Source organism: Candidatus Colwellia aromaticivorans (assembly GCF_003333305.1).
Taxonomy (GTDB): domain Bacteria; phylum Pseudomonadota; class Gammaproteobacteria; order Enterobacterales; family Alteromonadaceae; genus Colwellia; species Colwellia aromaticivorans.
On record NZ_QOLD01000013.1, the window covers coordinates 65082 to 88161 of the forward strand.

A 23080-nucleotide genomic window follows, 5' to 3' on the forward strand; every position below is an offset into this window, starting at 1 on the left:
AACCAATGATTACTTATCTTCAAGCAGCTCCGTTAAACAAGTAATTTGTTCTGTTAATGAAGCAACTTGTTGCTCTAACGCAGTTACTCTATCAGCCAGTTGATTATTACTTTTTGAGGGGATGACATCTGTTTGGGTACTGTTAGATTCAGCCAAGTCGCTTTCATCAATGTCTGAGAATAAATGCACGTAGCGGGATTCACGTTTTCCTGGCTCTCGTGCGAGTTTTTTAACCAGTGCTTGGTTGTTTAAATCTTGTAATTGCTCAAGGGCAGTTTCAACTTCACTTACATCGGCAAAGTCAGCTAAACGATTAGTGCGAGTTCTTAACTCACCCGGCGTTTGAGGCCCTCTTAACAATAACACACAAATAATGGCTCTTTGTTGAGGTGTAAATTTCAAACTGCCAAATTCTGTATCACAAAAAAGATGAAAATATTTACTTACTCGGCCTGAAGCTTTGTGATCTACCATTAATTGGCTCATTTTCACCAGTTCATCCACGCTATTTTGTACGTCACCGTCTGAAAGTGACATTACTGGCTCACGGTTACTTTTTTGATTACAGCCGGTGGTAATACCGTTTACAGAAAGAGGATACTGCTCTGGTGTTGTGGTTTCTTTTTCTAGCATTACGCCGATAATGCGGCATTGCTCTGCGGATAGTGTGATCATATTGAAGGTACCCTTATTAAAACATCTAGCCATGTTATACCAAGCAATATGCAGCTTTACTATGTAATAGTGTTTGATTGCTCATAAAAAAGCCATAGTGAAGGCATTGCTTAGCTATGGCTTTTTAATAGACAAGATTCGTTTGATAACTACTCTATATTCGCAATCTGTTCACGCATTTGCTCAATTAACACTTTAAGCTCAACTGCACTGGCGGTAACATCAGTGTTGATTGATTTAGAGCCTAGCGTATTCGCTTCACGATTAAATTCTTGCATCATAAAGTCTAAACGTCGGCCTTGGGCACCGCCTTTTTTAAGAATTTTTTTGGTTTCACTCACATGGCTATTTAATCTATCTAACTCTTCAGCAACATCCATTTTTTGCGCTAACAAGACTAGCTCTTGTTCAACACGAGTAGAATCTAAGTCAATGCTAGCATCGGTAAATTTGTCGGTAATGCGTTTACGCTGCCATTCAATAACCTCTGGCATAAATTTCTGCACTTTATCCGCTTCGCTGCTGATAGCATCAAGGCGTTGTTCAATCATCACTTTAAGGTTTTCACCTTCGCTAGCACGAGCGAGAATAAAGTCTTTTAGAGCCGTATCAAATGCGGCTAACAATTCATTTTGAATAGCACTCATGTCACTTTCTTGCGCTTCCATTACGCCAGGCCAACGCATAACTTCGAGTGGATTAATTTTACAGTTTAACGTCTGCTCATTAACCCAGTTGGCATGCTGAATTAACTGTAAGGCTAGTTTTTCATTGAGCGCTAGATCACTTTTGGCTCCAGGATTAGCATTGAAACGTAAATTACATTCAACTTTGCCACGATTTAATTGTTTGCGGAAACGTTCGCGTAATACTGGCTCGATGCCACGAAACTGTTCAGGTAAACGAAAGTACGTTTCTAAAAAACGTTGGTTAACACTGCGAATTTCCCAAACTGCATTGCCCCACTCACCTTTAATTTCAACTCGGGCGAATGCCGTCATGCTGTGAATCATAATAAATATTCCGAATAACTAATCAAAAAAGAGAGTTTATTATACCCAAGCCTACTCTAAATGCGAAGTTGAGATAGCTAACAATATTTTCTATATTATATTTACCATATATACCCATTACCATTCAAAGTGCAGGATTTGAGTGCATCTTGATTGGTAACGGGTATAAAGATAAATAAAAAGTAATTACTATTTACTTTAATATCAATTATTGAGTTAATACTTATTCAAACGGTTAGGATTAAATACGATGCAAAGACGAAATTTTTTCAAAACATTATTTGCTGCTACTCTTGTATCAGCAATAGTGCCATCTGCTTTAGCAAAGTCTGCATCAGATGAAATCAACAATATGATCAAACCTAAACGGTTGAAAGCAGGTGATACCATTGGGTTAATTGCACCCGCAAGTAATGTTTGGCAAGACGAAGACATTTATTTCGCCTCCGATGTTTTGAAATCATTTGGCTTTAAAGTGAAGCACAGTAAAAATCTATTCAAACGCTATGGCTATTTAGCCGGGCAAGATAAAGAGCGTGCCGAAGATGTTAACGCTATGTTTGCTGATAAAACGGTTGATGGTATTTTTTGTATTCGCGGTGGTTACGGTACCCCAAGAATGTTGCCTTATGTAGATTATGATTTGATCAAAAAAAACCCAAAAGCATTCATAGGTTATAGCGATATTACCGCCTTATTAAATGCCATTACTGCACGTACCGGCTTAATTACCTTTCATGGTCCAATCGCGAAACAAAATTTTAGTGATTACACACTGGCGAGCTTTAAAAATATTTTATTTAACCCAAGTGCGCCCATCGAGTTAGCAACACCGCCGTTATTTGAAGCCAAAGAAGGTACGGCTGAACAAGACAATCGGCTAACCGTATTACATGAAGGTAAAGCTACTGGTAGGTTAATTGGCGGTAATTTATCATTAATGGTTAAACTGGTCGGTAGTCCCTTTGAGCCTGATTACACCGGAAAAGTTCTCTTTTTGGAAGAGATTGAAGAAGCACCTTACCGTGTCGATGGCATGTTAACTCACTTATGGCTAGCAGGTCGATTAGACAAATTAGCTGGCGTTGTTTTTGGTAAATGTAGTGATTGTGATGCAACCGAAGCGCCTTCACTAAGTGTTGAGCAAGTATTACGCGATAGACTAGCAAGCTTAAACATTCCGGTGCTCAGTGGTGTAATGATTGGTCATATAGAAGATTTAGCCACTATCCCTGTTGGTGCCTTAGCCACTTTAGATACCAGCACCAAGCGCTTAGTACTTGAAGAAAAAGCAGTAATATAAACGTTGTTATCTTTGGTTTTTATTTCATCTTTTGCCGTTTTGTTTCCTGATTAAAGTCATATTTATTTAAAAGTAGTTGGTAATGACAACAGTGCTATAAAACACCTTGTTATTCGCTTCGCGCTAACTTTCTTTTAATGCAGATAGCCATTGCTGTTTTATGTGCTCAGCTACGCGAAAGGCATTCGCGTATATAGTAAAAGTATAAGGCACACTGCCACCTGTTGGCATAAATGAACCATCGGTGACATATAAATTATCAACTTCATGCGCTTGGCAATTTTTATCTAGTACCGATGTTTTGGGATCATCACCAAAACGACAACCTCCCGCCATTAAGTTCGTTGCTGGGTAACCACTCACCGAAGAAGAAATATTTTTTGCCCCTAAAGCAATCAATAACTTTTCGGCTTTTACTGATAGATATTCACCCACCTCTAAATCATGGTCATGATAACCAATACGTACTTTGGCTACCGGATCGCCCCACTTATCTGTTACTTCATCATCTAACGCAACAAAGCAGTCATCTGTTGGTAACCAATCATTAAACACTTCAAAGCGTAAGGTTTTGTATGTGGTGAATTCTTGCTTGATACTTTGTTTTAATTCTTCACCCCAAAGTAGTTTGTCTTTACCTTCATTATCAACACCCCACTGTGTTCCACTGGCTCTAGCGATAGGGTTTTGATGGAATAAGAAATCAATGGTGCCACCTTTTGCCTGACCTTTAGTGTTGGCACCAGTAAAAGTTTTATCATCAATTTGATACCAATCTTGCAATGCTCTATTTATAAATGGGCCCACAACTTTTAATTCTTTTACCTGCTGTTCATTAAGCTGATCATAAAGGAAATCGCCACTGCCTGTACCACCACCACTAAACAGTAAATTTTTACCTACCTGACCACTATTATTAGCCAAACCATTAGGGAATTTTTCGCCTGTAGAAGCTAACAACAAGCGAGAAGTTTCTACCGCCTGACAAGCAACCACATAGGTTTTTGCGCGAACACTTTGCTGACGACCTTGGGCATCATAATAATGAATGCCGCTAACTTCACCGTTGCTATCTGTGGCTATTTTATATACTTTAGCATTCGGTTTAATGGTGCAATTACCCGTAGCAACCGCATGATTAAGTAGCGCAGCTCTACCACCGCCCTTAGCACCCGACGAACAACCATAACTACTACAATAGCCTGAGTACTCACAACTGCGGCGGCCCATGGCAGGTTGCGACAATATCGCTCTTGGTACTGGCAAGGCATGATAACCAATGCTGGTTGCGGCTTTATCTATCCATGACGACATTGGCACTTCGCTAATAGGGGGGTAAGGGAAATCGGTTGAACGTGGCTCTTGGTGAGGGTGTTCAACTACACGTCCCGAAACGCCTACTTCACGTTCAACCATTGCATAATAAGGTTCCAGTTCATCATAACTAATCGGCCAATCGGCAACGTTAGCACCTTTTATTGCGCCAAATTCGGACTTTAAACGAAAATCTATTGGCTTTAACCGATGAAAATAACCACTCATAAAATTAGAGGATCCGCCAACTACCGTGCCATTCCACCACGACCAACCTGAATCACTAGTCGCTTCGCCCTGCCAGAAACTATTACCTTCTTCAGTTTCGTATTCTTCTTCAATAACATGCTGCTCATCACTCAGTTTGGGGTTATATGCGTCATGAATACTGATAGCTAATTCATCTTTAAAAAATTCTTTTTCTGTCAACCATGGGCCCTTTTCTAATACTAAAACTTTGGCTCCCGCTTTTGCCATAGTGTAAGCCACAGGTGAAGCACCAGCGCCACTACCAACAATGCATATATCATAAGTTATGTTTTTCATGCTTTGTTTATTCTCTTAATTAACAAAATATTAGCAAGACGATTGCTATCTTTTACGATTTCTATTTCATGAATAGCAATTTGATTTTTTGCCTTTCCACGCGGCGGTAACTCAAAATATCGCTGCCCTGCTTTCGGCAATGGAAAGCCCCCTTGATGCTCTAGCCACTGCCAACCAATGCCTTCAGGATTACCACCATAAGCAGGTGGTGTTAACATTGCTTCAAAAATATAATTCAATAAGGTATTTAGCCAATTTTCACCTGCACTTGAACGGCTAATACCACGAAGTAACAATTCCTTTTCATCAACAGATAACTGAACAAATGCCTTACTGTATTCACTGTTAGCAAAGCTATTTAACCAACCAACGCCTTTAACAATAAACTCTTTTTCTTGCAATGGGGTTGGTTGTACCGTCATCACTTGATACAAATACGCTAGCGCATTAATATCAGCTGCACTTGGCCCTGTTGCTGATGTTGGTAATAAATGCGCAAGGGTGGCATCAAGTGTTAACCAGGGATCAGTTTTTTTTGATTTTGCTAAAGAGGTTTGTGTCTGTGAATCAAGTGAAAAGGCAGGTAATGCCATCACTCCTGTTGCACCTGCTGCTGACTTTAAGATGTTTCGTCGGCTCACTTGCTGCGTGAGTACCTTTTTGGACAGTTCTTTTTCTTTAAACCAAAGAGGTGTTTGATAAGCTTTATCAAAAAATGATTTCAACGGATAACTCCCTATAGGTTTTGTTGTTTTAGTTGCCACTGTTGCAGGAAGTCCAACCAATATTCTGTTGAGTAGCCGTCACTATCTTGCAGTTCAGCGGTATCTTTTGACAACAACATTTTTCCGCTCGCCGTAGAGATATACATATGTGGATAGCCAAGTACCGGTGGTAATGATTTCATAAAATCATCGTTTTCATTGCTATCACTAACACTGATTTTTAAGAGTACATACTTGTTATGAAGCGCTTGATAAACGTTAGGGTTTTTTAATAAGAAAGCATCCATTTTATGACACCAAGTACACCAATTCCCGCCAATTTCAATCAACACATTACGGTTAGTTTTTTTCGCTAGTGCCAAAGCCGCATTTGCATCGTTAAAAGGATTACGCTGATCATCATAGACTTTACTATACTCTGGTAGCTCATCTTCTACTGATAAGTGAGGTAACGGCTTATCATTAACTGGCTCGGCGGCATAAGTTGAGCCGACGTAAAACAAACCAGTATTTACCATTAAAGTGAATACGACTAATAAAACAGATTTCATTTTTTTCTCACTTTTGAAAATATCGCATTAAATGACGATCTACTGGTTATACTCATGTGACCTCAAGATGCAGAATTCAGCTGGCATTAGAAACGTCTTTAAGCAAGGCAATGATTGAAGAGAATGGTTGTTCCCTTGTCGAAATCAATAACGTAGCATAAAGTGTTTCTAAACCAGCCCTATGGGGATATCTGAGCAAATAATGTTCTTCGTTACATCTCTTTTTAAGGGAGCGACCATTAATAAAAAGATGCGCCTTGATCATGAATCGCTCAGATGTCCTGAAACTCGCATCTTGAAGTATCATGAGTATAGATGACCTTTATTGTCTTAACTATATTTCAAAAAATCTGTTGAGGCATTATAATACCGCCAATTATTTTATTTAAGCTTATTAAAAGGGTCATATTATGCGTCCAAGCGGCAGAACATTAGGGCAAATTCGCCCAGTAACCATTACTCGTCAATTTACAGCTCACGCTGAGGGCTCTGTACTTATTGAGTTTGGCGATACCAAAGTTATATGTACTGCTTCAGTTGACCAAGGTGTGCCTCGTTTTTTGAAAGGCCAAGGTAAAGGTTGGATTACCGCTGAATATGGCATGTTGCCGCGCTCTACTCATACGCGTATGCGCAGAGAAGCTGCAATGGGAAAACAGAGTGGTCGCACCCTAGAAATTTCTCGTTTAATTGCCCGTGCTTTACGTGCTGCAGTTGACTTAAAAGCGTTAGGTGAAAATACTATTTCCGTAGATTGTGATGTAATTCAAGCCGATGGTGGTACACGTACCGCTTCAATTACCGGTGCTTGTATTGCTTTAGTTGATGCACTTAATTATATGCGTGCTAAAGATATCATTAAAACAAACCCACTTAAGCACATGATTGCTGCTATTTCTGTTGGTATATATAAAGGCGAACCTGTTGCTGATTTAGATTATGCCGAAGATTCAAATGCAGAAACGGACATGAATGTTGTAATGACTGATACTGGTAAGCTTATTGAAGTACAAGGCACCGCTGAAGAAGAGCCTTTTAGCTTTGAAGAAATGCAAGCCATGATGCAACTATCTAAAGATGCAATTAATGAATTATTCGACCACCAGAAAGCTGCATTAAGCTAAGAAAAGCAAATAACTTGGAGAAAATTATGAAAGATTATCAACGTGACTTTATTGAGTTTGCTTTATCTAAACAAGTACTGCGCTTTGGCCAATTTACCTTAAAGTCTGGCCGTACTAGCCCGTATTTTTTTAATGCCGGTTTATTCAAAACCGGTGGTGATTTAGCACGCTTAGGACGATTTTATGCTGCTGCACTGGTAGATGCTGATATCAGTTTTGATTTAGTATTTGGTCCTGCTTATAAAGGTATCCCTATTGCCACCACTACCACGGTAGCATTATTTGATCATCACAATCTTGATGTGCCTTATTGTTTTAACCGCAAAGAAGCAAAAACCCATGGTGAAGGTGGCAGTTTAGTTGGTGCTGAGCTTAACGGAAAAGTTATGTTAGTGGATGATGTGATCACCGCTGGCACAGCAATTCGTGAATCAATGGAAATAATTAAATCCCATAATGCTGAACTTTCAGGGGTACTAATCGCCTTAGATCGCCAAGAAAAAGGCCAAGGTGAATTATCAGCCATTCAAGAAGTTGAGCGCGATTTTGGTACTAAGGTAATTTCTATTGTTACCCTCGCTGACGTAGTCACTTTTCTAGAAGAACAACTTACCGGTGATGAGGCTGCAGATACTGAATTAGCGTTGAGCTTAGCGAGTATTAAACAATACCGCCAAGACTACGGAATTTAGCGTTCAACAAAATACTTCCTTAGTCCCATAAATTAATCAATAAAAAACCTGCAGTTGCAGGTTTTTTTATTGGTTAAATTTGAGCAAGCTATTTCAAAATCAGGCCGTTAATTCAAACTGATAAGTAGCAGGCTTTCCATAAGCCTCTGTGATATTAGAATAAAAAGTCTCAACTCTTACGGCACGCTGCAACACCTCATGCGACTGTGTTGGTGCAATATACTCTTGCGCTGTTAGTGTTTTATTAATAAAAGCATCAAAACTAAGTTCATCATCTGATTCACTTTCATCTTTTTGACCTGAGTCAATCGCTAATGAGCTTTCATTATCGTCAGCGGGTTTTACGGTATGGCTATCTTGTAGTTGTAATTCAGATTGAGCTTGAAGAATAATTTGTATCGCGTTCGCGGCAACCTGAGTATCTTGTGCTGAGGGGTTGGCTGGAGCTAATGCAGCAGCATGCACTTTTTGCATTTTTGCAATTGTTGCCGAGGGGTTACCTGCTACGGTAGATAGATCTACCGACACTTCACCTCCCGCTGCATATTTTTGGCCATCAGGACCTGTTTCAAAAGAATAATTAGGCGCTCCGGTAAAAGATCCCCCTACCGCTGCATGTGCTAATTCATGCGAGCGTACTTCTTTATCTCGACGCTGTAACTCATTAATTACGCGTTCTTGTTGAACGTCTTTATCCCTAGAGTCACTTTCAGCTGATTCATTCGACTTTTCATCATCTTGTACTTCATTTATTGCAAAATGTTGAGATGATTCTTTGTTTTGCTCTTCTTTGTGTTCGCCTTTTTGCTCTGAGATGGTGTTGTTAGCTAATTCCGCTTTTTCTTTTAGATTGGCAAAATCAATATTTTCACTATTTTGAGCTGGTGTTCTACCTCGCTCTCGATCAGAAGATACACCTTTCTCTGCTGCCGACTGATTAAGTGCTGCAGGCTGAGTAATAATTTCTCGTTGGTTATTTTCACGACGCAAACTTTCCGTATGCGGATTAAGCACAGTTGGAATAGATAAATTAGGCGCCTGCGGAGTAATATTCATAATTATTTAAATCATAGCCAAAAAGCTTAAGCGGTTACATCAAGTAAAGTACCGAGCACTTCATCAGCCGTTTTTATTACCTGCGCTGATGATTTCGCTTGAAACTCAGCAACTTTTAAATCGACAATTGACTGGTTCAAGTCTGGTATTTTTTTCTCACTATTCACTGCAATTTGGCTACTTTCTGTTTGACTAACAGTACTTTCATCACGGCTAGCCGTCCCAGCAACTATATTTGCAGCTGCTTGATTAGCCTCGTCTGTTGCTTTTTGAAAGCCTTGTATACCTGAATTAAATGCTGATTGTATTTCCATCAAAGCCACCTTCTTTCACCACTTCGCACTGATTAATTATCAATCAAAACAGCAAAAAAGTAAATACTGTCGTATAATAAACTGATCTTGTTAATAAAAATCAAAGGGTAAACTGAGTTAACAACCAATCTGTTAGTACTTGAGTAAAATCATCAATATGTGAAATAAAGGGCGCATGAGATGCTCGCTCAAATATATGTTGCTCACTATTATTCTTAGCAAGCAGAGCTACCTGACCAATAACTGATTTAGGCACGAGGCTATCAGCACTGCCATACAAACGTAAAAAAGGCTGGTGTATGTCTCTGAGCGTTGAGCGATAATCGCTTGTTTCTAGTAGCTTTAATGACTCATCTAACGTCTTTTCATTAGCCATATCATGCTGAAAGACTAATTGACTAATTTGTGTTATATCTTGGCGAACATGTGGGCTACCCATCGCTTGTAATTTTAAAAATCCACTAATGGTTTTTTTAGCATCTATTTGTAATTGCTGATGAAAGCCATCAAGAACCTGAGGCTTTATTCCCGGCCATATATCCTGATTAAGCATTTTGTCTTCAACAATGTCTTCTGATCTTTGTTCAGTTCTTTGTTCAGTTCTTTGTTCAGTAAAGCGTGGTGAGCTTGCTACGGTAATTAGACCCAAAACTTTTTCAGGATATTTTAACGCCATTTCAGTAGCGACTAAGCCCCCTAAAGACCAACCTAAATAAATTGCCGGTTGTTCTATAGTGTTAGTGATCTGCTCACAAATATTCGACAAAGAATAAGGACTAACTTTTTTATTAATATTGGTGCCAAAGCCAGGTAAATCTATGGTTATAATATGAAACACATCAGTGAATTCAGTAGGTAAATTCGCAATCAGTGGTTGCCATATAGCTGAATTAAAGCCCCATCCATGGAGTAAAATAATGGGAATATATTGCTTTTTAGGTTCAAGGTAAGTGGAAAATTGAAGCGTATCTGCCATGCTTATATCTTAAGAAGTAGGTAGTTGAATGAACACTATTTTACAAAATGGGTGATAACAATGGAATGGCTAGCGTTAATCAAACTGAAAAACAATTGGCAATCGCAAATTCACACTTATTATCAGCGAATACTACTAATATTTTCTCAGTGTGATTTGTGCGGTAATGCCACCCAACAACAAACACTCGTATGTTCGGCTTGTTTAGCTGATCTACCTCTTTTCAAACAAAAGATTACTCAAGGAGACTTGCTTAATTGGCCAGCCGTAAACAGAAGCTTACCTAGTATTCATTTCGACCACTTATTTTGTCTATCGCCATACTTAGCGCCATTCAATCATTGGTTGTCACAACTAAAATACCAAGGACGTTTTGAATTAGCTTCATTATTTGCTTCTTTACTGGCAAAAGAATGGTTAGAAACACAGTTAAAATCATCTGTAGATCTTATTTTGAGCGTGCCACTACATATCAGTAAATGGCAACAGCGTGGCTATAATCAAGCGCATTTAATTGCCAAACCATTTTCGCAATTGTTGCAGCTACCTTATCAAAGTTCAGCTTTAGTTCGCATTAAAAAGAATTCTAGTCAAGTAGGACAAACAGGTGCGCAAAGGCGTAACAATTTAGCGAATGCTTTTGCCTTACGCCAACCGTTAACTAAAGGGGTTAAGCATGTCATGCTGATCGATGACGTATTAACCACAGGTAGCACCGCCAGTGAAATCAGTAAACTATTAAAATACAAAGGTGTTGAAAAAGTGACCGTGGTTACCGTTTGTTTAACCCTACCAAAGCACTGAGGTTACTTCGCTTTGGTACTAAACGTCTTAGCGAAAAATAAACTATTCGCCAGTAATTTACTGCTTCCTAACCAATAACCACGAAATGCTAAAACATCTGAACTAGCAATTACCCTGCCTTCGCCATAATTATGAGCAACAATAGCGGCATTATGCGCTAAACGGTTTACTATTTCTTTGTCTGTGTAGCCACTGAGTAAGGGGGTATCTGTATATTTTGCTACTGTGATAAAAGGCTGCTGTCCTGTATCCATAATTAAGGTGCTATTACGGAATAAAGGTAAATTATAATCGCTATAACCAAAAGCTAATGGGTGTGATGTATCAAGTTTAGTCGCAAAAATGGCACCTGCAATACGTTTTCTTGCATTAAGCTTTTCTTTGTCTTTATAGCTTAATGGTTCATTATCAAATAATTGTGCTATTTGTTTTTTACTCACAAAGTCTGCTGATAGAATCTCTTGCGCTGCTAACCATTTCGCGCCACGCTTTTGACCAAAAATCACGCCTCCTTGCTTTACCCAAGCTTTCAGTTTACTCGCATTGTCATCTGATATTGTAGTGTAATTACCATCCACTAAAATTAGGTGGCTATAATGAGAGAGATCAACATTATTCAATCGAGAATGTTCAATGATGCTTAATGGTATCTGCAATGTTTCATCAAGGTAAAATCGAATTTCTCCCGCTTCATATTGAGATATACCTTTACCGCCCAACAATAAAACTTTCGGCGATTCTAAAAGCTTAAAAGAGTTACTACCAAAATCAATACCTTGACTAGTTAAACCACTCTTTATTGCGAATAAATCAATGTTTGCGGTCATCGCTAATGCGGCTAATTCGGCTCGCCAATTTGGCTCAGATTGAATTGCAGCAGGAATTATTATCGTGCCACTAGCAAAAGTGTGATTTTTATTCTGTACTTGACTTGAAAAGCCACCCGTTGCCACTTTGGCTTTAATTTTTTTATTCAGTAATTGGTTTAATAGTTTTGGTGCCAAATAATGGTGCCATTCAAAAGCATAGGCATAATCTTCACTGTTAGTGTTAATTTTACTCACTTGAATAATGTCCTTGTTAGACCAAGCTTTATCCGCTAACACTAACCCCCATGTATTATCAAGTTGTTGAAAATCAATATTCATTGCCAGTGGCATGGTCCAACCTGAAACATCATAAAAGGTGTTATCAGCAAAGTTAGTTTCTTGATTAAATAACGCTTGAATTAATCGATATTGATTTTGCGCTAATGGCACATAATAGCTATTCTCAGCTATATATTTTTTTCCTTTATAACTGAAGTCGTCACCAAGTGGATAAGCATTAACTTGATGTTGAGCTAACGTATTTAGTAAGGCATGTAGTCGATAGTTATCTTTTTCTTCATTAATCAGGTAACCATCAAATCTTTCTTTTTTAGCTTGCTTTAGCGCTTGTACATAAAAATTTTTCCGATATTTTTTGAGTTCTTCACGGTTTTGCCAAGCACCCTCAATAGTTGAAAGTGACGTTAATACATGATTTTGAATACCAAACTCAAAGGTTAGTAAGCCATTGATGGTATTTTGTTGCATGCCGCGGGAGCTTGCTTGTTCAAATAAAATACCAATGCTGCCGTTAATATCAGGATAAGTAGAACCTTTACCATAGAAAAAATCATCATACTCTTCTTCGCTGTAATACAAGCGCTGTGCTTTATCTAACGCTTTGGAATGATATTTTGCTAACTCCTTAGTGAGGGTAATATTCTGTTTGGGTGTCAGCGGATGCGTTCTACTTACAATCCCCGGTTGAAAAAAATAACTGCTGTTAGCATCCATTTCATGATAATCACCCAAAACATGCGGCTGGTATTGATGAAAGTACTTTAATCTATGACGACTTTCTTGCTGAGTTAATAATAACCAATCACGGTTTAAATCAAACCAAAAGTGATTAGTTCTACCGCTAATCCAACCTTGGTGGTGCTCAATATGTTCCGGATCACCATTATTAGCTGAGCCACGGTAAGTACTCACCCAATTAACAAATCTGTCCATACCATCAGGGTTGATACTTGGCTCTAACACAATAATGGTATTTTCTAGCATCGTTTCAATGGTTTGTTCTGTACCGGCAGCTAAATAATAGGCAACGACCATTGCTGCATTTGCGCCACTAATTTCATCACCATGTACACTATAACCAAGCCATAAAACTAAGGGCTCCTTTTCTGTATGCTTTTTTATATTTGATTGTGATTCTTTTTGATGGACATGCCGCTTAGCGAGAATGTTATCTAGATTAGCTAAATTTGTCTCACTAGAAATGGTGACTAAAAATTGCTCTCGTAATTGAGCAGTTTGTCCAATAGTAGTAATTTTCAAACGCTTCGAACTATCGGCTAGAATATTAAAGTACTGCTTTAATTGGTCATGCCTTACATGACTTTGACCTATTTCAAAGCCCAGAGTTTGCTTTGGTAATGGGATTAGCGAATCAAAAGTGGCTTGTTTGGGTAAGTAATCTTGTACCGACGCAGCATGTGAAGAAGAAAATAAAGCAAATAAAACTAACACAATTAGCAGGCGAGAAAGCGACATTACATTTTCCTTTATATTGATATTTATTAAAATAGCAAATAAAAGCATAAAAATCATTAGCACATCACATGATTGCGGAGTAAAATAGCCATACTTGAGTAAAACACTCAAGTATACCTGTTTAAGTTTAAGAGCAAAGAGAGTACCGTATTATGATCACTATTTCACCTACCGCCCAAGAGCACTTTGCTAAGCTGCTATCTCAACAAGCAGATGGCACACATATTCGTGTATTTGTTGTAAACCCAGGTACAGCTAAAGCTGAATGTGGTGTTTCATATTGTCCTGCTGATGCAGTAGAGCCCGATGACATTACATTACCTTTTGAAGGTTTTTCTGCCATGGTTGATGCGGACAGTAAAAGTTTCTTAGAAGAGGCGGAAATCGATTTTGTTACCGATCAAATGGGCTCACAACTTACCTTAAAAGCTCCGAACGCTAAATTACGTAAAGTAGCTGATGACGCGCCGCTATTTGAGCGTGTACATTATTTTCTTCAAGCAGAAGTTAACCCGCAACTTGCTGGACATGGCGGTGAATGTACCTTAGTTGAAATAACTGACGACGGTTATGCGGTATTACAATTTGGTGGTGGCTGTAATGGTTGTGCCCAAATTGATGTTACTGTTAAAGATGGTATTGAAACGCAACTAATTGAGTTAATGGGTAATGAAATCAAAGGCGTGAAAGATGCAACTGAGCATGAGCGCGGCGAGCATTCATATTATTAACCCTTCGACAAGCTCAGGACATACGGAACCCTTCGACAAGCTCAGGACATACGGAAGAGCTATTAAGGATATACGAAAAATGACACCGCTCATCCTGATCGAGGGAGTGAACAGTCGAAAGACATCCAGTTCATGAATAATTTACTTGCTAAATTAGGCCAAAATCCAAAACGTAGTTTGTCTATATTTTTATCCGGGCTTGGCCTTTTTACCGTTGGTTTAGTATTTATCGCTATCGGTTATTTTTATCACCATTTCTGGCAAATACTCGGCCTTTTTATTCTTGCACTTGCCTGTACAATAGCGGCTTGGGGTTACTTAGGTCTTTTTGCCAATCGTTGGTTTAACATTTTAAATCGACACAGCCCGAATAATAGAAAATAACCCATTTAATGATTTGCTTAATTCAAAAGTATTGGCTTCATATTACCTTAATGCTACTTGTTAGTATTGCTACTTTATCACTTTGGCCTGCAGCCTATTTACCTAGTGTGCCAGGCACAGATAAAACCCATCACTTTATAGCTTATGCCGCTTTAATGTTGCCTACAGCATTGCGTCAACCTAAGCATTGGTTGATTATTGCTTTTGCTTTTCTCGCTTTTAGTGGCTCAATAGAATTAATACAACCCTATGTAAATCGTTATGGTGAGTGGTTAGATATGGCTGCTAATGCTGTTGGCTTATTCTGTGGCTTTATATTAGCTAAAATAATGGTATTTTTTGCTTTTAAAAAAAATGTTCCTCTTCAATAAAATCACACAGTTCCTTGACCATTATCAATACAACTTTTTATTAATAGGCTAAACTAGTCTTTAGTGCTCGTATCTATTACTCAACAATTAATGGCCTTATCATGCAAGAAGTTAGACATCCACCTAAACGTTTATGGCAAAAAATCACAGCTATTATTGCTAAAATGAGCTTTGCCTGTGCCGCCATTGGCGTTGTACTTACACTAATTTATGCTGGCGATGTCAGTGAAGCCAATAAAGCTTCAATGGGAGCCATTACCTTTATCTGCTTTGCTATAGGCGTGGTATTAAATGTTATGGGAAGTACCAGTATCCCTTGCTTAAAACCTGATCAAGATTAGAGCTTGCTTAGAATAAATCAAGTATAAAACCAAAAGCTTGTGCACTTAATCCTGTAGTCACAAGCATAAAAGTAGCACTACTAAGCAACAATCATCTCACCAATAGCGCTATATCCTATAAAATACGCATAAGTTAAATGAGCAGTAACAACGGTATCAACTACCCCTTATAATGACACAGTGATATTTGATAAAATCATAGATAATGCTGTTAGCAATAACTGGTTATATTGATCTATATTGGTATTATACCAGTTTCATTAATTAGGTGATCTATTTTATACGTAGGAAAAACGGTCAAATACAAGGCGTTTATTTCAATAACTAGTTGTTCTAGCTATTAAATAAATAACGAAGTAGTTGGTCGTTTTAACAAGTAGAAATGATCACATAGTTAGTGAGATTGGTATTAATTAACAAGAAGTGTTTCCTATTAACGCAAAAGGCGCTATTTTATATTATTGTCGCTATCATAAGAGAAAACGTCATGAAAACTAACCTTTTAGCTGTTTTTTTACTTTTATTTCATTTTTCTAGTTTCGGCGCTGTAATTTTACAATACCACCATGTTAGCGGCACTACGCCCAAAAGTACGAGTATCACACCAGAACAATTTGCGGTACATCTGAAGTATTTACAAGAAAATAGTTTCAATGTTGTCCCGTTATCACAAATAGTTGACAACATAAAAAATCAACAACCATTAAAAAATAAAACTGTTGCGATTACCTTTGATGATGCTTATATCGATGTACTAACCAATGCTAAACCTATACTCGATGAATATAATTTCCCCTACACTATTTACGTTAACCCCGGCATTATCAATCGTAATGAAGGTGCTCTTATTAAAGGAATGAATTCACATTACCTTTCATGGGCGCAATTAAAAGCTTTGGGCGATGAAGGCGTAATCATTGCCAATCATGGCTTTGAACATGATTCATTAACACGAATCACTGATAATTTATCTCAACAGCAATGGCTAGAACAACAAACGACATTACTGTTAAAGGCTGAAGCTATTATTAAAGAAAAAACCGGGCAGAGTTGGTATTATTTTGCCTACCCTTACGGTGAATTTAGCCCTGAAATACAGCATTGGGTTAAAGAAAATAACTTTATTGGTTTTTCTCAACAATCTGGTGCAGTAGGTTTATATACAGATTTAACGAGTGTACCCCGCTTCCCAGCTTCTATGCCATATGACAAAATTTCAGGTTTACGAGATAAACTGAATTCATTGCCATTTAATATCAAATTACAAGGTGAACAAGCCAAAACCATTTTTGAATTCAAGCAAACTAAAAGCATCACCTTCAATATTGAAACTGAAGATTTTTATAAATCTGGTTTAAACTGTTATATATCCGGCTTGGGGAAACAGAAAATAATTTGGCAGGGAGAGAGTAGCTTCACTATTAATTTTAGCAGTGACTTACCTATAGGAAGAGTACGTTGTAACTGTACTGCCGCTAGCATTAGTAAACCGGGGCGCTATTATTGGTATTCAAAACCATGGTTTGTTTTAAAAACAGGCGGAGAATGGTATCACTTATAAAAACAATAGTTGCTAGTAGCGAGTTAATAGTTACGAAGACAAATTACTGCTAGTCAATGTTTTCGTTACTCGACACTTTTCTTGCTTGTAACTCAGATTAATACAATGCGACTATTTTTTGATAGTCGCTCAACAACTTATCACTATCAATACTAGGTACTTCTCCAACGGCTTGTTCAGGCTTAAAAATAGCTGCTATTTTCCCCGCTGGGTTAACTAATACCAAAGAAGCACTATGATCTACCAAGTAATCATCGCCTTCTCCACTTATCGCGTACATTAACCCCATGTTACGAGCAAATGGGAACAACACCTCATGCCCCGCTCGTAGTGCGATAAACTCACGATTAAAATAAGCAATATATTGCGCCAATTTTTCTTGGCTATCACGCTGAGGATCTACACTAACTAACAACACTTGGCTATGTTGAGTAATAGCTTTCAAATCATCATAGATAAAATTTAAATTTTGCAAGGTCGTAGGACATATATCTGGGCAAGAGGTATATCCAAAAAATACCAGTGACCATTTACCATTTAGCTGCTCTTTAGTAAAAGACTGCCCATGATGATCACTTAATTCAAAAGGCTTAATAACTCTCGACTGTTGATAATATAAGGCATATTCAGGTGAAGGTAACTTCGTTATAGCTTTAAAACTAATAACACCAATAGCCGCAGCTGCTATCGCTATAAGACCAAAAAAAACTTTATTCATAGATATATTAGCCTACAGGTAATAAATAATGGTCGAGCAATAAAATTACAAACAATAACATTAGGTGAATAATCGAAAACTTAAAAGTATCCATCGCGGTATTTTCATCAGCATGAAATTTAAGTTTCCATGCATAAGCAAAAAACATTAGGTTCAGAGTAACTGCGCCAATCAAATACAGCCAATTACTCATGCCGACCAAATAGGGCAATAAACCAACCACAAACAGCAATACCGTATAAAGCAATATTTGTGTTTTAGTAAAACTAACTCCATGGGTTACCGGTAACATGGGAATATTTACCTTGGCGTACTCATTTTTACGATGAATCGCTAGCGCCCAGAAGTGTGGTGGCGTCCAAGTAAAAATCAATAGAACTAACAATAAAGCATTAGGATCAACTTGGTTAGTCATTGCCGTCCAACCAAGTAAAGGAGGGATTGCCCCCGCCAAACCACCAATAGTGATATTTTGTGGCGTAGCTCGCTTCAAATATAAAGTATAAATAAAACTGTACCCAACCAAGCCAGCTAAAGTTAAATAAGCAGTTAATGGATTCACTAACACTATAAGTAAAACAAAACCTAACAAGGCAAGGCTGCAAGCAAACACAATAGCATTATTTGTGCTAACCCTACCTTCAGGTAAAGGCCTGTTATGAGTTCGCCCCATAATCGCATCGATTTTTTCATCAACAATGTGATTAATTGCCGCCGCTGCTGATGACAACAAACCAATACCCAACATAGCAGGTATAAACAACTGCCAAGGCAACCCTCCAGGTACAGATAAACTCATACCAACTACAGCAGTAAGTACCAAAAGCGCGACTACTCTAGGCTTAGTGAGATCATAATATGCACGCCATTTAGACATGATTACTGGAGCCACTTTTGTTTCACTCATCATTTCATCAGACATAAGTTTTTCCTATATTTTTCGACGTAATCGGTAAGTTAACGCGATTAGAGTAAGCATTAAGCAAGCAGCAACCAAGTTATGGCCTACCGCAATAGATAACGGTAGCGAAAACCAAATATTACTCACTCCTAAACTTACCTGAGTGATCAAAGCTATACCAACAACAACAGCAGACGTTTTAAATGTTGAGGTTTGCGCTTTAGAGTAGATCATTAACAACAACCAAGTTAAGTATATTGTAATTGCAATAGCGCCAAATCGATGTACCACATGAATGGTCACTCGTTCATCATGGGATAGATGACCAAATTCATAGCTTTCTCGCTCTGGGGGGATCAAATCAAACGATTTCTCAAAATTCATTTGATCTTGCCATCCTGATTGGCAAATTGGCAACTCGACACAACTCAACGCTGCATAATTAGACGACGTCCAACCGCCTAATGCTATTTGCCCTGTTAATAGACCAATGCCCAATAGAGCAAATCGTCCATATTTTTTTATTGAAAAATCGCTACGATTTATACGGTGCGGCATTAAACGTAAATACAGTAGAAATAACAAACATAAGGTAGTAAAACCACCCAACAAATGCCCCATAACAACTATTGGCATCAGCTTCAATGTCACTGTCCACATACCTAACGCAGCCTGAAAAATAACAATAACAAGAATAAGTAGAGGTAAGCGCAATGGTGTACCCTGAGCACGATTTTTAAACGAAAGAATAGCAATAGCGAGGATCAATAAACCAAGCGTACCGGCAAAATAGCGATGGATCATTTCATTCCACGCTTTACTTGGCTCAACTTGACTTTGAGGGTATGCCTGCTCAGCTAAAGCAATTTGCTCTGCCGTTTCGGGTACATCAATTAAACCATAACAAGTAGGCCAATCGGGACAACCCAGTCCCGCATGAGTTAATCGAGTATAAGCACCTAAAGTCACCACTACCAAGGCCAGTAAAATACTCACGAAAACTAGTTTCTTCACCACATGGTTGTGTTGTGTATAAAGGTCATCATCCACTTGCTAGCCTACCTTAGAATATTTAAGCAGCTTTTTCATATCGGCCAATATTTGTTTACCAAGTTGTGGTAACTGCTCGGTATTTTCAGGTAATTGGTGACTTAAAAAAACATTACCAAGTGGGTCCACAATGAATATTTGCGGTTTAGTTAAATGTTGCTTTGCTTGTTCAGGCATAGCAAGTAACTGCCATTTACTTTCTGAAATTTTTTGACGTTGTTCACCAGATAATTCATTTTGATACAATGCCACGGGGAAAACTCTTGGCATTTCTTTACCCAAAGCAACATAAGTATTGTGTATAGCTTCAAACGTTTTCTGACAATCAATAGAGCAGTGTTCAGGCAGATTGTATAAGATAAGCCAGTGTTGTTCAAAATCAGTCGTTTTTAAGCCTAATTGCTCTAAGGTTAATTCATTCGTTAATAACGTACCCTTGTTAGTAACACCCATGTCTAACCATTGTTGTTCTAAAGCCAATTTCGCCAAAATAATAGGTAAAGCAAAAGCAGCTAATACCATAAATAAGCTACGGCGACTTTTCTTTGACTTACTTTTATTTAAGTTATTGTTATTTTCAGGTAGCTCGATGGTGCTCATACTTACTTAGGCCTCTTTTTTCAAAGGTGAACTTTTCTTTAAATTATTATTTTGATTATTTTCACTTGTTTTTCTAGCACCAAACCTAGCCCAACCCATTAACATGATCCAAGCAATAGCTAAACTAAACCATTGAAAAGCATAAGCTCGATGTTTTTCTGGTGGCATAACGATGGGCTGCCAATTTTTTTCAAACCCAATGTCTTCCTTTTTATCTAAATAAATAACAAAGGGCAATAGCTGACGATTAATTAATGACGAAAATTTATCTAACTCTACTTGCTGAATTCTCAATGGCCATTGTACATCGCTAAAAACCTGTTCTTGTAATTGAATGCCTACTTCGATTAAACGCACATTTCCATGAACATAATGTTTATCTGATAATGATTTTATTTTAGGTAACTCTTGCCTATTAACGGAGCCTTGTACCCAACCAAGGTTTACCAATACGGCATATTGTTCAGTAATTAACACTTGATAGACTCGATAGCCTAAACGCCCATTATTGACTTGGTTGTCGAGGAGGAAAACGGCATGTTCATCAAATTCCCCTTCAATCGCTACTGGCATGTCATTAATGTTCTCATTCATTGTAAGTAAGTTGACTTGTTGCAACGACAGAGGATTTTTTGATTTAAGTTGGTCAATGCGTGATAAGCGCTGTTCTTTTTCTAACGCCCGACTACTTTGCCAAAAACCAAGCTTTACTAATGCAGAAAAAACTAGCACAGTAAGTAATAACCACAGAATATTCATTTTGCTACTACTTGACACCTAAGGTTACTTCCTTACAACGTGTTAATAATTAACTAACTATAGGCTTAACTATAGATTTAACTTTATAAAATTATGGGAGATTGATTTGCTATTTAAAATTGTTATTGTCGCTATGCTCGCTTTCATGGTTTACAACTTATTCCGTGCTCTCCTGCTAATGAATAAAAATGACCCAAACAAACCATCTATGAGTAAATATATTGGTCGAAGATTAATGCTCTCCGTCGCCATTGTCGTATTACTACTTATCGGCTTATTAACTGGATTAATCACCCCTAACCCACAACCTTATTAATACTTTATTCTTTTCTCTGAAAAATATCTGTAACTTTCGATTTATCTTCTTTTTCTTTGTGATAGTTCAATGCCAAGATAAACGCGTTAGAACAAAGCGAAGGCACGGAGTTGACGCTAGTCAATGAGTACCTTCAATGCCGTTATTACGTGTTTACCAACGCATTTAGCATCACATTATGTAGACGAAGACAAATAGCATAACCCATACAACATCTACAAAATGCCAATACCAACTGGCCGCTTGAAATGCAAAATGACTATCAGGAGTGAAATGCCCTTTTAATATCCTAAAAAACATCACAATTAACATAATGCAACCCAGTGTTACATGCATACCATGAAAACCTGTCAGCATATAAAAGGTATTGCCATAAATACCACTGGTTAAATACAGTTGCATCTCATCAGAATAACCATGAGAATATTCTAGCACTTGGAAAAATAAGAAAGCTAAACCTAAGATGATAGTTACCCCTAACCAAGCTTTTAATTGCGGGCGTTTATTTTTTTCTAACGCCACATGAGCAAAATGAGCGGTTATCGATGACGTTAATAATAAAACGGTATTAATTAAGGGTAATCCAAACCAACCCATACCGGTAGTTTCTGTGCCGTCAGGTGTTTTCAATAAAGGCCAGCTGGCAGTAAACTCAGGCCATAAAACAGCCCCCGTTTCAATATTATTACCTGCACCACCTAACCAAGGTACGGCGAACGTACGGGCATATAGCAGTGCACCAAAAAACGCGGCAAAAAACATAACTTCTGAAAAAATAAACCAACTCATTCCTTGTCGAAAGGAATGATCCATTTGATGACTGTATTTCCCTGTCATTGATTCATTAATCACATTATTAAACCAACCAACTAGCATATAAATAACTAAAGCAATACCTGCTAACAATAAATAACCGCCGTAACCATTAGCTTCATTTTTAAGGTCGGTAACATAATTAGCCGCACCAAAAGCAATCATAAATAATGCCACTGCGCCAACTATTGGCCAGTGACTTTGTGCTGGTACATAATAACTTTCATATTCTTTTGTAGTCATTTTTGTTCCCTTATCTTTTCTCTTATCTTAAATAAGAATTTTTATATTTACGCTTCTATGAATCCACTTTTGAGCTAATGTCGTATAACGTATAAGACAACGTTAGCGTATTGATTTCACTCGGCAAATCAATATCAACATAAAACTGCAAGCCCATCTCTACTTCTTCACCCGCTTGTAACGGCTGTTGCGTAAAACAAAAACACTCGATTTTTTGAAAATAACCTGCTGCTAATCCTGGCGAAACTGAAGGTACAGCTTGTCCAACGATATCGCGTTTCGATTTATTTTTAGCATAAAAGTTAACAAATTTCACTTCACCGGGGTGAACCAGTATTTCATTGATTATCGGCTCAAATTTCCAAGGTATCCCTTTAGCCATCCGAGTAATAAATTGTATTTTTACTGTGCGTGAAGTATCAATACCCTCATTTTCATACGCTACACCAACATCGTTGGTTTTACCGTTCAAACCGGTAATATCACAAAACACATCGTATAAAGGCACAAGCGCAAAGCCAAAACCAAACATTGCAAACACGACCAACACTAGCTTTTTAATAACTTTACCGTTGTTTGGCTTATCCGTTTTTTGCTCTGTGCCTTCACCCATT

26 protein-coding genes are annotated in these 23080 nt (G+C 38.0%); 10 read left to right on the forward strand and 16 right to left on the reverse strand.

Going from position 1 to position 23080, the window contains the following annotated elements; all coding sequences use genetic code 11:
- Nucleotides 1–9 precede the first annotated feature (9 nt).
- Together DWA31_RS01850 and DWA31_RS01855 are read right to left on the reverse strand one after the other, a co-directional pair.
- On the reverse strand, nucleotides 10–675 hold the full coding sequence (locus DWA31_RS01850; protein ID WP_114324972.1) for a YceH family protein: 666 nt from the start codon (nucleotides 673–675) through the stop codon (nucleotides 10–12).
- 149 nt (nucleotides 676–824) lie between these two features.
- On the reverse strand, nucleotides 825–1688 hold the full coding sequence (locus DWA31_RS01855) for a YicC/YloC family endoribonuclease (protein ID WP_114324973.1): 864 nt from the start codon (nucleotides 1686–1688) through the stop codon (nucleotides 825–827).
- Nucleotides 1689–1938: 250 nt separating this feature from the next.
- On the opposite strand from DWA31_RS01855, the gene DWA31_RS01860 reads away from it, so the two are divergent.
- Entirely contained in the window at nucleotides 1939–2991 is a 1053-nt protein-coding gene (locus DWA31_RS01860) for a S66 peptidase family protein (RefSeq protein ID WP_114324974.1), read from the forward strand.
- Nucleotides 2992–3114: 123 nt separating this feature from the next.
- Here DWA31_RS01860 and DWA31_RS01865 read toward each other — a convergent pair whose 3' ends face one another.
- The 3 genes from DWA31_RS01865 to DWA31_RS01875 are packed head-to-tail and all read right to left on the reverse strand — an operon-like array spanning nucleotide 3115 to nucleotide 6127.
- Nucleotides 3115–4851 (reverse strand): GMC family oxidoreductase, encoded by a 1737-nt coding sequence (locus DWA31_RS01865; protein ID WP_245942436.1) that lies wholly within the window; start codon nucleotides 4849–4851, stop codon nucleotides 3115–3117.
- Complete coding sequence (locus tag DWA31_RS01870; protein WP_245942437.1) at nucleotides 4848–5576, reverse strand: gluconate 2-dehydrogenase subunit 3 family protein; 729 nt, start codon at nucleotides 5574–5576, stop codon at nucleotides 4848–4850. The genes DWA31_RS01865 and DWA31_RS01870 overlap by 4 nt, the downstream gene beginning before the upstream one ends.
- Before the next feature lie 11 nt (nucleotides 5577–5587).
- Complete coding sequence (locus tag DWA31_RS01875) at nucleotides 5588–6127, reverse strand: thioredoxin family protein (protein WP_245942438.1); 540 nt, start codon at nucleotides 6125–6127, stop codon at nucleotides 5588–5590.
- Nucleotides 6128–6537: 410 nt separating this feature from the next.
- Here DWA31_RS01875 and rph point away from each other — a divergent pair, with 410 nt between their 5' ends.
- Both rph and pyrE read left to right on the forward strand, forming a co-directional pair.
- Nucleotides 6538–7251 carry a ribonuclease PH gene (rph, locus tag DWA31_RS01885; RefSeq protein WP_114324975.1) on the forward strand — a complete coding sequence of 238 codons (714 nt, stop codon included), beginning with the start codon at nucleotides 6538–6540 and terminating at the stop codon, nucleotides 7249–7251.
- A 26-nt stretch (nucleotides 7252–7277) separates the two neighbouring features.
- Nucleotides 7278–7943, forward strand: a complete 666-nt coding sequence (pyrE, locus tag DWA31_RS01890) for an orotate phosphoribosyltransferase (protein ID WP_114324976.1) — start codon at nucleotides 7278–7280, stop codon at nucleotides 7941–7943.
- A 99-nt stretch (nucleotides 7944–8042) separates the two neighbouring features.
- Here the strand turns inward: pyrE and DWA31_RS01895 are convergent, their stop codons facing one another.
- The 3 genes from DWA31_RS01895 to DWA31_RS01905 all read right to left on the reverse strand — a co-directional run bounded on the left by DWA31_RS01895 (nucleotide 8043) and on the right by DWA31_RS01905 (nucleotide 10289).
- On the reverse strand, nucleotides 8043–8999 hold the full coding sequence (locus tag DWA31_RS01895; RefSeq protein ID WP_114324977.1) for a putative metalloprotease CJM1_0395 family protein: 957 nt from the start codon (nucleotides 8997–8999) through the stop codon (nucleotides 8043–8045).
- Between the two features lie 26 nt (nucleotides 9000–9025).
- Complete coding sequence (locus tag DWA31_RS01900) at nucleotides 9026–9313, reverse strand: hypothetical protein (protein WP_114324978.1); 288 nt, start codon at nucleotides 9311–9313, stop codon at nucleotides 9026–9028.
- A 100-nt stretch (nucleotides 9314–9413) separates the two neighbouring features.
- Nucleotides 9414–10289, reverse strand: a complete 876-nt coding sequence (locus DWA31_RS01905) for an alpha/beta fold hydrolase (RefSeq protein ID WP_114324979.1) — start codon at nucleotides 10287–10289, stop codon at nucleotides 9414–9416.
- A 60-nt stretch (nucleotides 10290–10349) separates the two neighbouring features.
- On the opposite strand from DWA31_RS01905, the gene DWA31_RS01910 reads away from it, so the two are divergent.
- On the forward strand, nucleotides 10350–11093 hold the full coding sequence (locus DWA31_RS01910) for a ComF family protein (protein WP_114324980.1): 744 nt from the start codon (nucleotides 10350–10352) through the stop codon (nucleotides 11091–11093).
- Nucleotides 11094–11095: 2 nt separating this feature from the next.
- On the opposite strand, the gene DWA31_RS01915 is transcribed toward DWA31_RS01910, so the two are convergent.
- Nucleotides 11096–13678 (reverse strand): M14 family zinc carboxypeptidase, encoded by a 2583-nt coding sequence (locus DWA31_RS01915; protein ID WP_114324981.1) that lies wholly within the window; start codon nucleotides 13676–13678, stop codon nucleotides 11096–11098.
- Between the two features lie 152 nt (nucleotides 13679–13830).
- Here DWA31_RS01915 and nfuA point away from each other — a divergent pair, with 152 nt between their 5' ends.
- The 5 genes from nfuA to DWA31_RS01940 all read left to right on the forward strand — a co-directional run bounded on the left by nfuA (nucleotide 13831) and on the right by DWA31_RS01940 (nucleotide 17066).
- On the forward strand, nucleotides 13831–14409 hold the full coding sequence (gene nfuA / locus DWA31_RS01920; protein WP_114324982.1) for a Fe-S biogenesis protein NfuA: 579 nt from the start codon (nucleotides 13831–13833) through the stop codon (nucleotides 14407–14409).
- A gap of 132 nt (nucleotides 14410–14541) precedes the next feature.
- Complete coding sequence (locus tag DWA31_RS01925; RefSeq protein ID WP_114324983.1) at nucleotides 14542–14793, forward strand: hypothetical protein; 252 nt, start codon at nucleotides 14542–14544, stop codon at nucleotides 14791–14793.
- Between the two features lie 8 nt (nucleotides 14794–14801).
- A complete protein-coding gene (locus DWA31_RS01930; RefSeq protein ID WP_210725526.1) occupies nucleotides 14802–15164 on the forward strand; it encodes a VanZ family protein in 363 nt (120 codons plus the stop codon).
- A gap of 101 nt (nucleotides 15165–15265) precedes the next feature.
- The gene (locus tag DWA31_RS01935) at nucleotides 15266–15505 is read left to right on the forward strand and encodes a hypothetical protein (RefSeq protein WP_114324985.1); all 240 of its coding nucleotides are present in this window, start codon (nucleotides 15266–15268) and stop codon (nucleotides 15503–15505) included.
- 487 nt (nucleotides 15506–15992) lie between these two features.
- On the forward strand, nucleotides 15993–17066 hold the full coding sequence (locus DWA31_RS01940) for a polysaccharide deacetylase family protein (protein ID WP_114324986.1): 1074 nt from the start codon (nucleotides 15993–15995) through the stop codon (nucleotides 17064–17066).
- A 97-nt stretch (nucleotides 17067–17163) separates the two neighbouring features.
- Here DWA31_RS01940 and DWA31_RS01945 read toward each other — a convergent pair whose 3' ends face one another.
- Genes DWA31_RS01945 through DWA31_RS01965 form a run of 5 tightly spaced genes read right to left on the reverse strand, consistent with a single transcriptional unit; the run spans nucleotide 17164 to nucleotide 21094 of the window.
- Complete coding sequence (locus tag DWA31_RS01945; RefSeq protein ID WP_114324987.1) at nucleotides 17164–17784, reverse strand: SCO family protein; 621 nt, start codon at nucleotides 17782–17784, stop codon at nucleotides 17164–17166.
- 7 nt (nucleotides 17785–17791) lie between these two features.
- Nucleotides 17792–18706 carry a heme o synthase gene (gene cyoE / locus DWA31_RS01950; RefSeq protein ID WP_425451845.1) on the reverse strand — a complete coding sequence of 305 codons (915 nt, stop codon included), beginning with the start codon at nucleotides 18704–18706 and terminating at the stop codon, nucleotides 17792–17794.
- A 9-nt stretch (nucleotides 18707–18715) separates the two neighbouring features.
- Nucleotides 18716–19699, reverse strand: a complete 984-nt coding sequence (locus tag DWA31_RS01955; RefSeq protein ID WP_114325030.1) for a COX15/CtaA family protein — start codon at nucleotides 19697–19699, stop codon at nucleotides 18716–18718.
- Between the two features lie 39 nt (nucleotides 19700–19738).
- Nucleotides 19739–20335 carry a hypothetical protein gene (locus DWA31_RS01960; protein WP_114324988.1) on the reverse strand — a complete coding sequence of 199 codons (597 nt, stop codon included), beginning with the start codon at nucleotides 20333–20335 and terminating at the stop codon, nucleotides 19739–19741.
- 6 nt (nucleotides 20336–20341) lie between these two features.
- Complete coding sequence (locus tag DWA31_RS01965; RefSeq protein WP_114324989.1) at nucleotides 20342–21094, reverse strand: SURF1 family protein; 753 nt, start codon at nucleotides 21092–21094, stop codon at nucleotides 20342–20344.
- 106 nt (nucleotides 21095–21200) lie between these two features.
- Here DWA31_RS01965 and DWA31_RS01970 point away from each other — a divergent pair, with 106 nt between their 5' ends.
- The gene (locus DWA31_RS01970; protein WP_114324990.1) at nucleotides 21201–21410 is read left to right on the forward strand and encodes a DUF2909 domain-containing protein; all 210 of its coding nucleotides are present in this window, start codon (nucleotides 21201–21203) and stop codon (nucleotides 21408–21410) included.
- 171 nt (nucleotides 21411–21581) lie between these two features.
- Here DWA31_RS01970 and DWA31_RS01975 read toward each other — a convergent pair whose 3' ends face one another.
- Nucleotides 21582–22466 carry a cytochrome c oxidase subunit 3 gene (locus DWA31_RS01975; protein WP_114324991.1) on the reverse strand — a complete coding sequence of 295 codons (885 nt, stop codon included), beginning with the start codon at nucleotides 22464–22466 and terminating at the stop codon, nucleotides 21582–21584.
- A gap of 55 nt (nucleotides 22467–22521) precedes the next feature.
- Complete coding sequence (locus tag DWA31_RS01980; RefSeq protein WP_114324992.1) at nucleotides 22522–23079, reverse strand: cytochrome c oxidase assembly protein; 558 nt, start codon at nucleotides 23077–23079, stop codon at nucleotides 22522–22524.
- Nucleotide 23080: the final 1 nt, after the last annotated feature.

Bases quoted from the DNA above. Each gene is read 5' to 3' on its own strand.
- DWA31_RS01850 (WP_114324972.1), bottom strand. From the start codon at position 675: ATGATCACACTATCCGCAGAGCAATGCCGCATTATCGGCGTAATGCTA.
- DWA31_RS01855 (WP_114324973.1), bottom strand. From the start codon at position 1,688: ATGATTCACAGCATGACGGCATTCGCCCGAGTTGAAATTAAAGGTGAG.
- DWA31_RS01860 (WP_114324974.1), top strand. From the start codon at position 1,939: ATGCAAAGACGAAATTTTTTCAAAACATTATTTGCTGCTACTCTTGTA.
- DWA31_RS01865 (WP_245942436.1), bottom strand. From the start codon at position 4,851: ATGAAAAACATAACTTATGATATATGCATTGTTGGTAGTGGCGCTGGT.
- DWA31_RS01875 (WP_245942438.1), bottom strand. From the start codon at position 6,127: ATGAAATCTGTTTTATTAGTCGTATTCACTTTAATGGTAAATACTGGT.
- rph (WP_114324975.1), top strand. From the start codon at position 6,538: ATGCGTCCAAGCGGCAGAACATTAGGGCAAATTCGCCCAGTAACCATT.
- pyrE (WP_114324976.1), top strand. From the start codon at position 7,278: ATGAAAGATTATCAACGTGACTTTATTGAGTTTGCTTTATCTAAACAA.
- DWA31_RS01895 (WP_114324977.1), bottom strand. From the start codon at position 8,999: ATGAATATTACTCCGCAGGCGCCTAATTTATCTATTCCAACTGTGCTT.
- DWA31_RS01900 (WP_114324978.1), bottom strand. From the start codon at position 9,313: ATGGAAATACAATCAGCATTTAATTCAGGTATACAAGGCTTTCAAAAA.
- DWA31_RS01905 (WP_114324979.1), bottom strand. From the start codon at position 10,289: ATGGCAGATACGCTTCAATTTTCCACTTACCTTGAACCTAAAAAGCAA.
- DWA31_RS01910 (WP_114324980.1), top strand. From the start codon at position 10,350: ATGGAATGGCTAGCGTTAATCAAACTGAAAAACAATTGGCAATCGCAA.
- DWA31_RS01915 (WP_114324981.1), bottom strand. From the start codon at position 13,678: ATGTCGCTTTCTCGCCTGCTAATTGTGTTAGTTTTATTTGCTTTATTT.
- nfuA (WP_114324982.1), top strand. From the start codon at position 13,831: ATGATCACTATTTCACCTACCGCCCAAGAGCACTTTGCTAAGCTGCTA.
- DWA31_RS01925 (WP_114324983.1), top strand. From the start codon at position 14,542: ATGAATAATTTACTTGCTAAATTAGGCCAAAATCCAAAACGTAGTTTG.
- DWA31_RS01930 (WP_210725526.1), top strand. From the start codon at position 14,802: ATGATTTGCTTAATTCAAAAGTATTGGCTTCATATTACCTTAATGCTA.
- DWA31_RS01935 (WP_114324985.1), top strand. From the start codon at position 15,266: ATGCAAGAAGTTAGACATCCACCTAAACGTTTATGGCAAAAAATCACA.
- DWA31_RS01940 (WP_114324986.1), top strand. From the start codon at position 15,993: ATGAAAACTAACCTTTTAGCTGTTTTTTTACTTTTATTTCATTTTTCT.
- DWA31_RS01945 (WP_114324987.1), bottom strand. From the start codon at position 17,784: ATGAATAAAGTTTTTTTTGGTCTTATAGCGATAGCAGCTGCGGCTATT.
- cyoE (WP_425451845.1), bottom strand. From the start codon at position 18,706: ATGTCTGATGAAATGATGAGTGAAACAAAAGTGGCTCCAGTAATCATG.
- DWA31_RS01960 (WP_114324988.1), bottom strand. From the start codon at position 20,335: ATGAGCACCATCGAGCTACCTGAAAATAACAATAACTTAAATAAAAGT.
- DWA31_RS01965 (WP_114324989.1), bottom strand. From the start codon at position 21,094: ATGAATATTCTGTGGTTATTACTTACTGTGCTAGTTTTTTCTGCATTA.
- DWA31_RS01975 (WP_114324991.1), bottom strand. From the start codon at position 22,466: ATGACTACAAAAGAATATGAAAGTTATTATGTACCAGCACAAAGTCAC.
- DWA31_RS01980 (WP_114324992.1), bottom strand. From the start codon at position 23,079: ATGGGTGAAGGCACAGAGCAAAAAACGGATAAGCCAAACAACGGTAAA.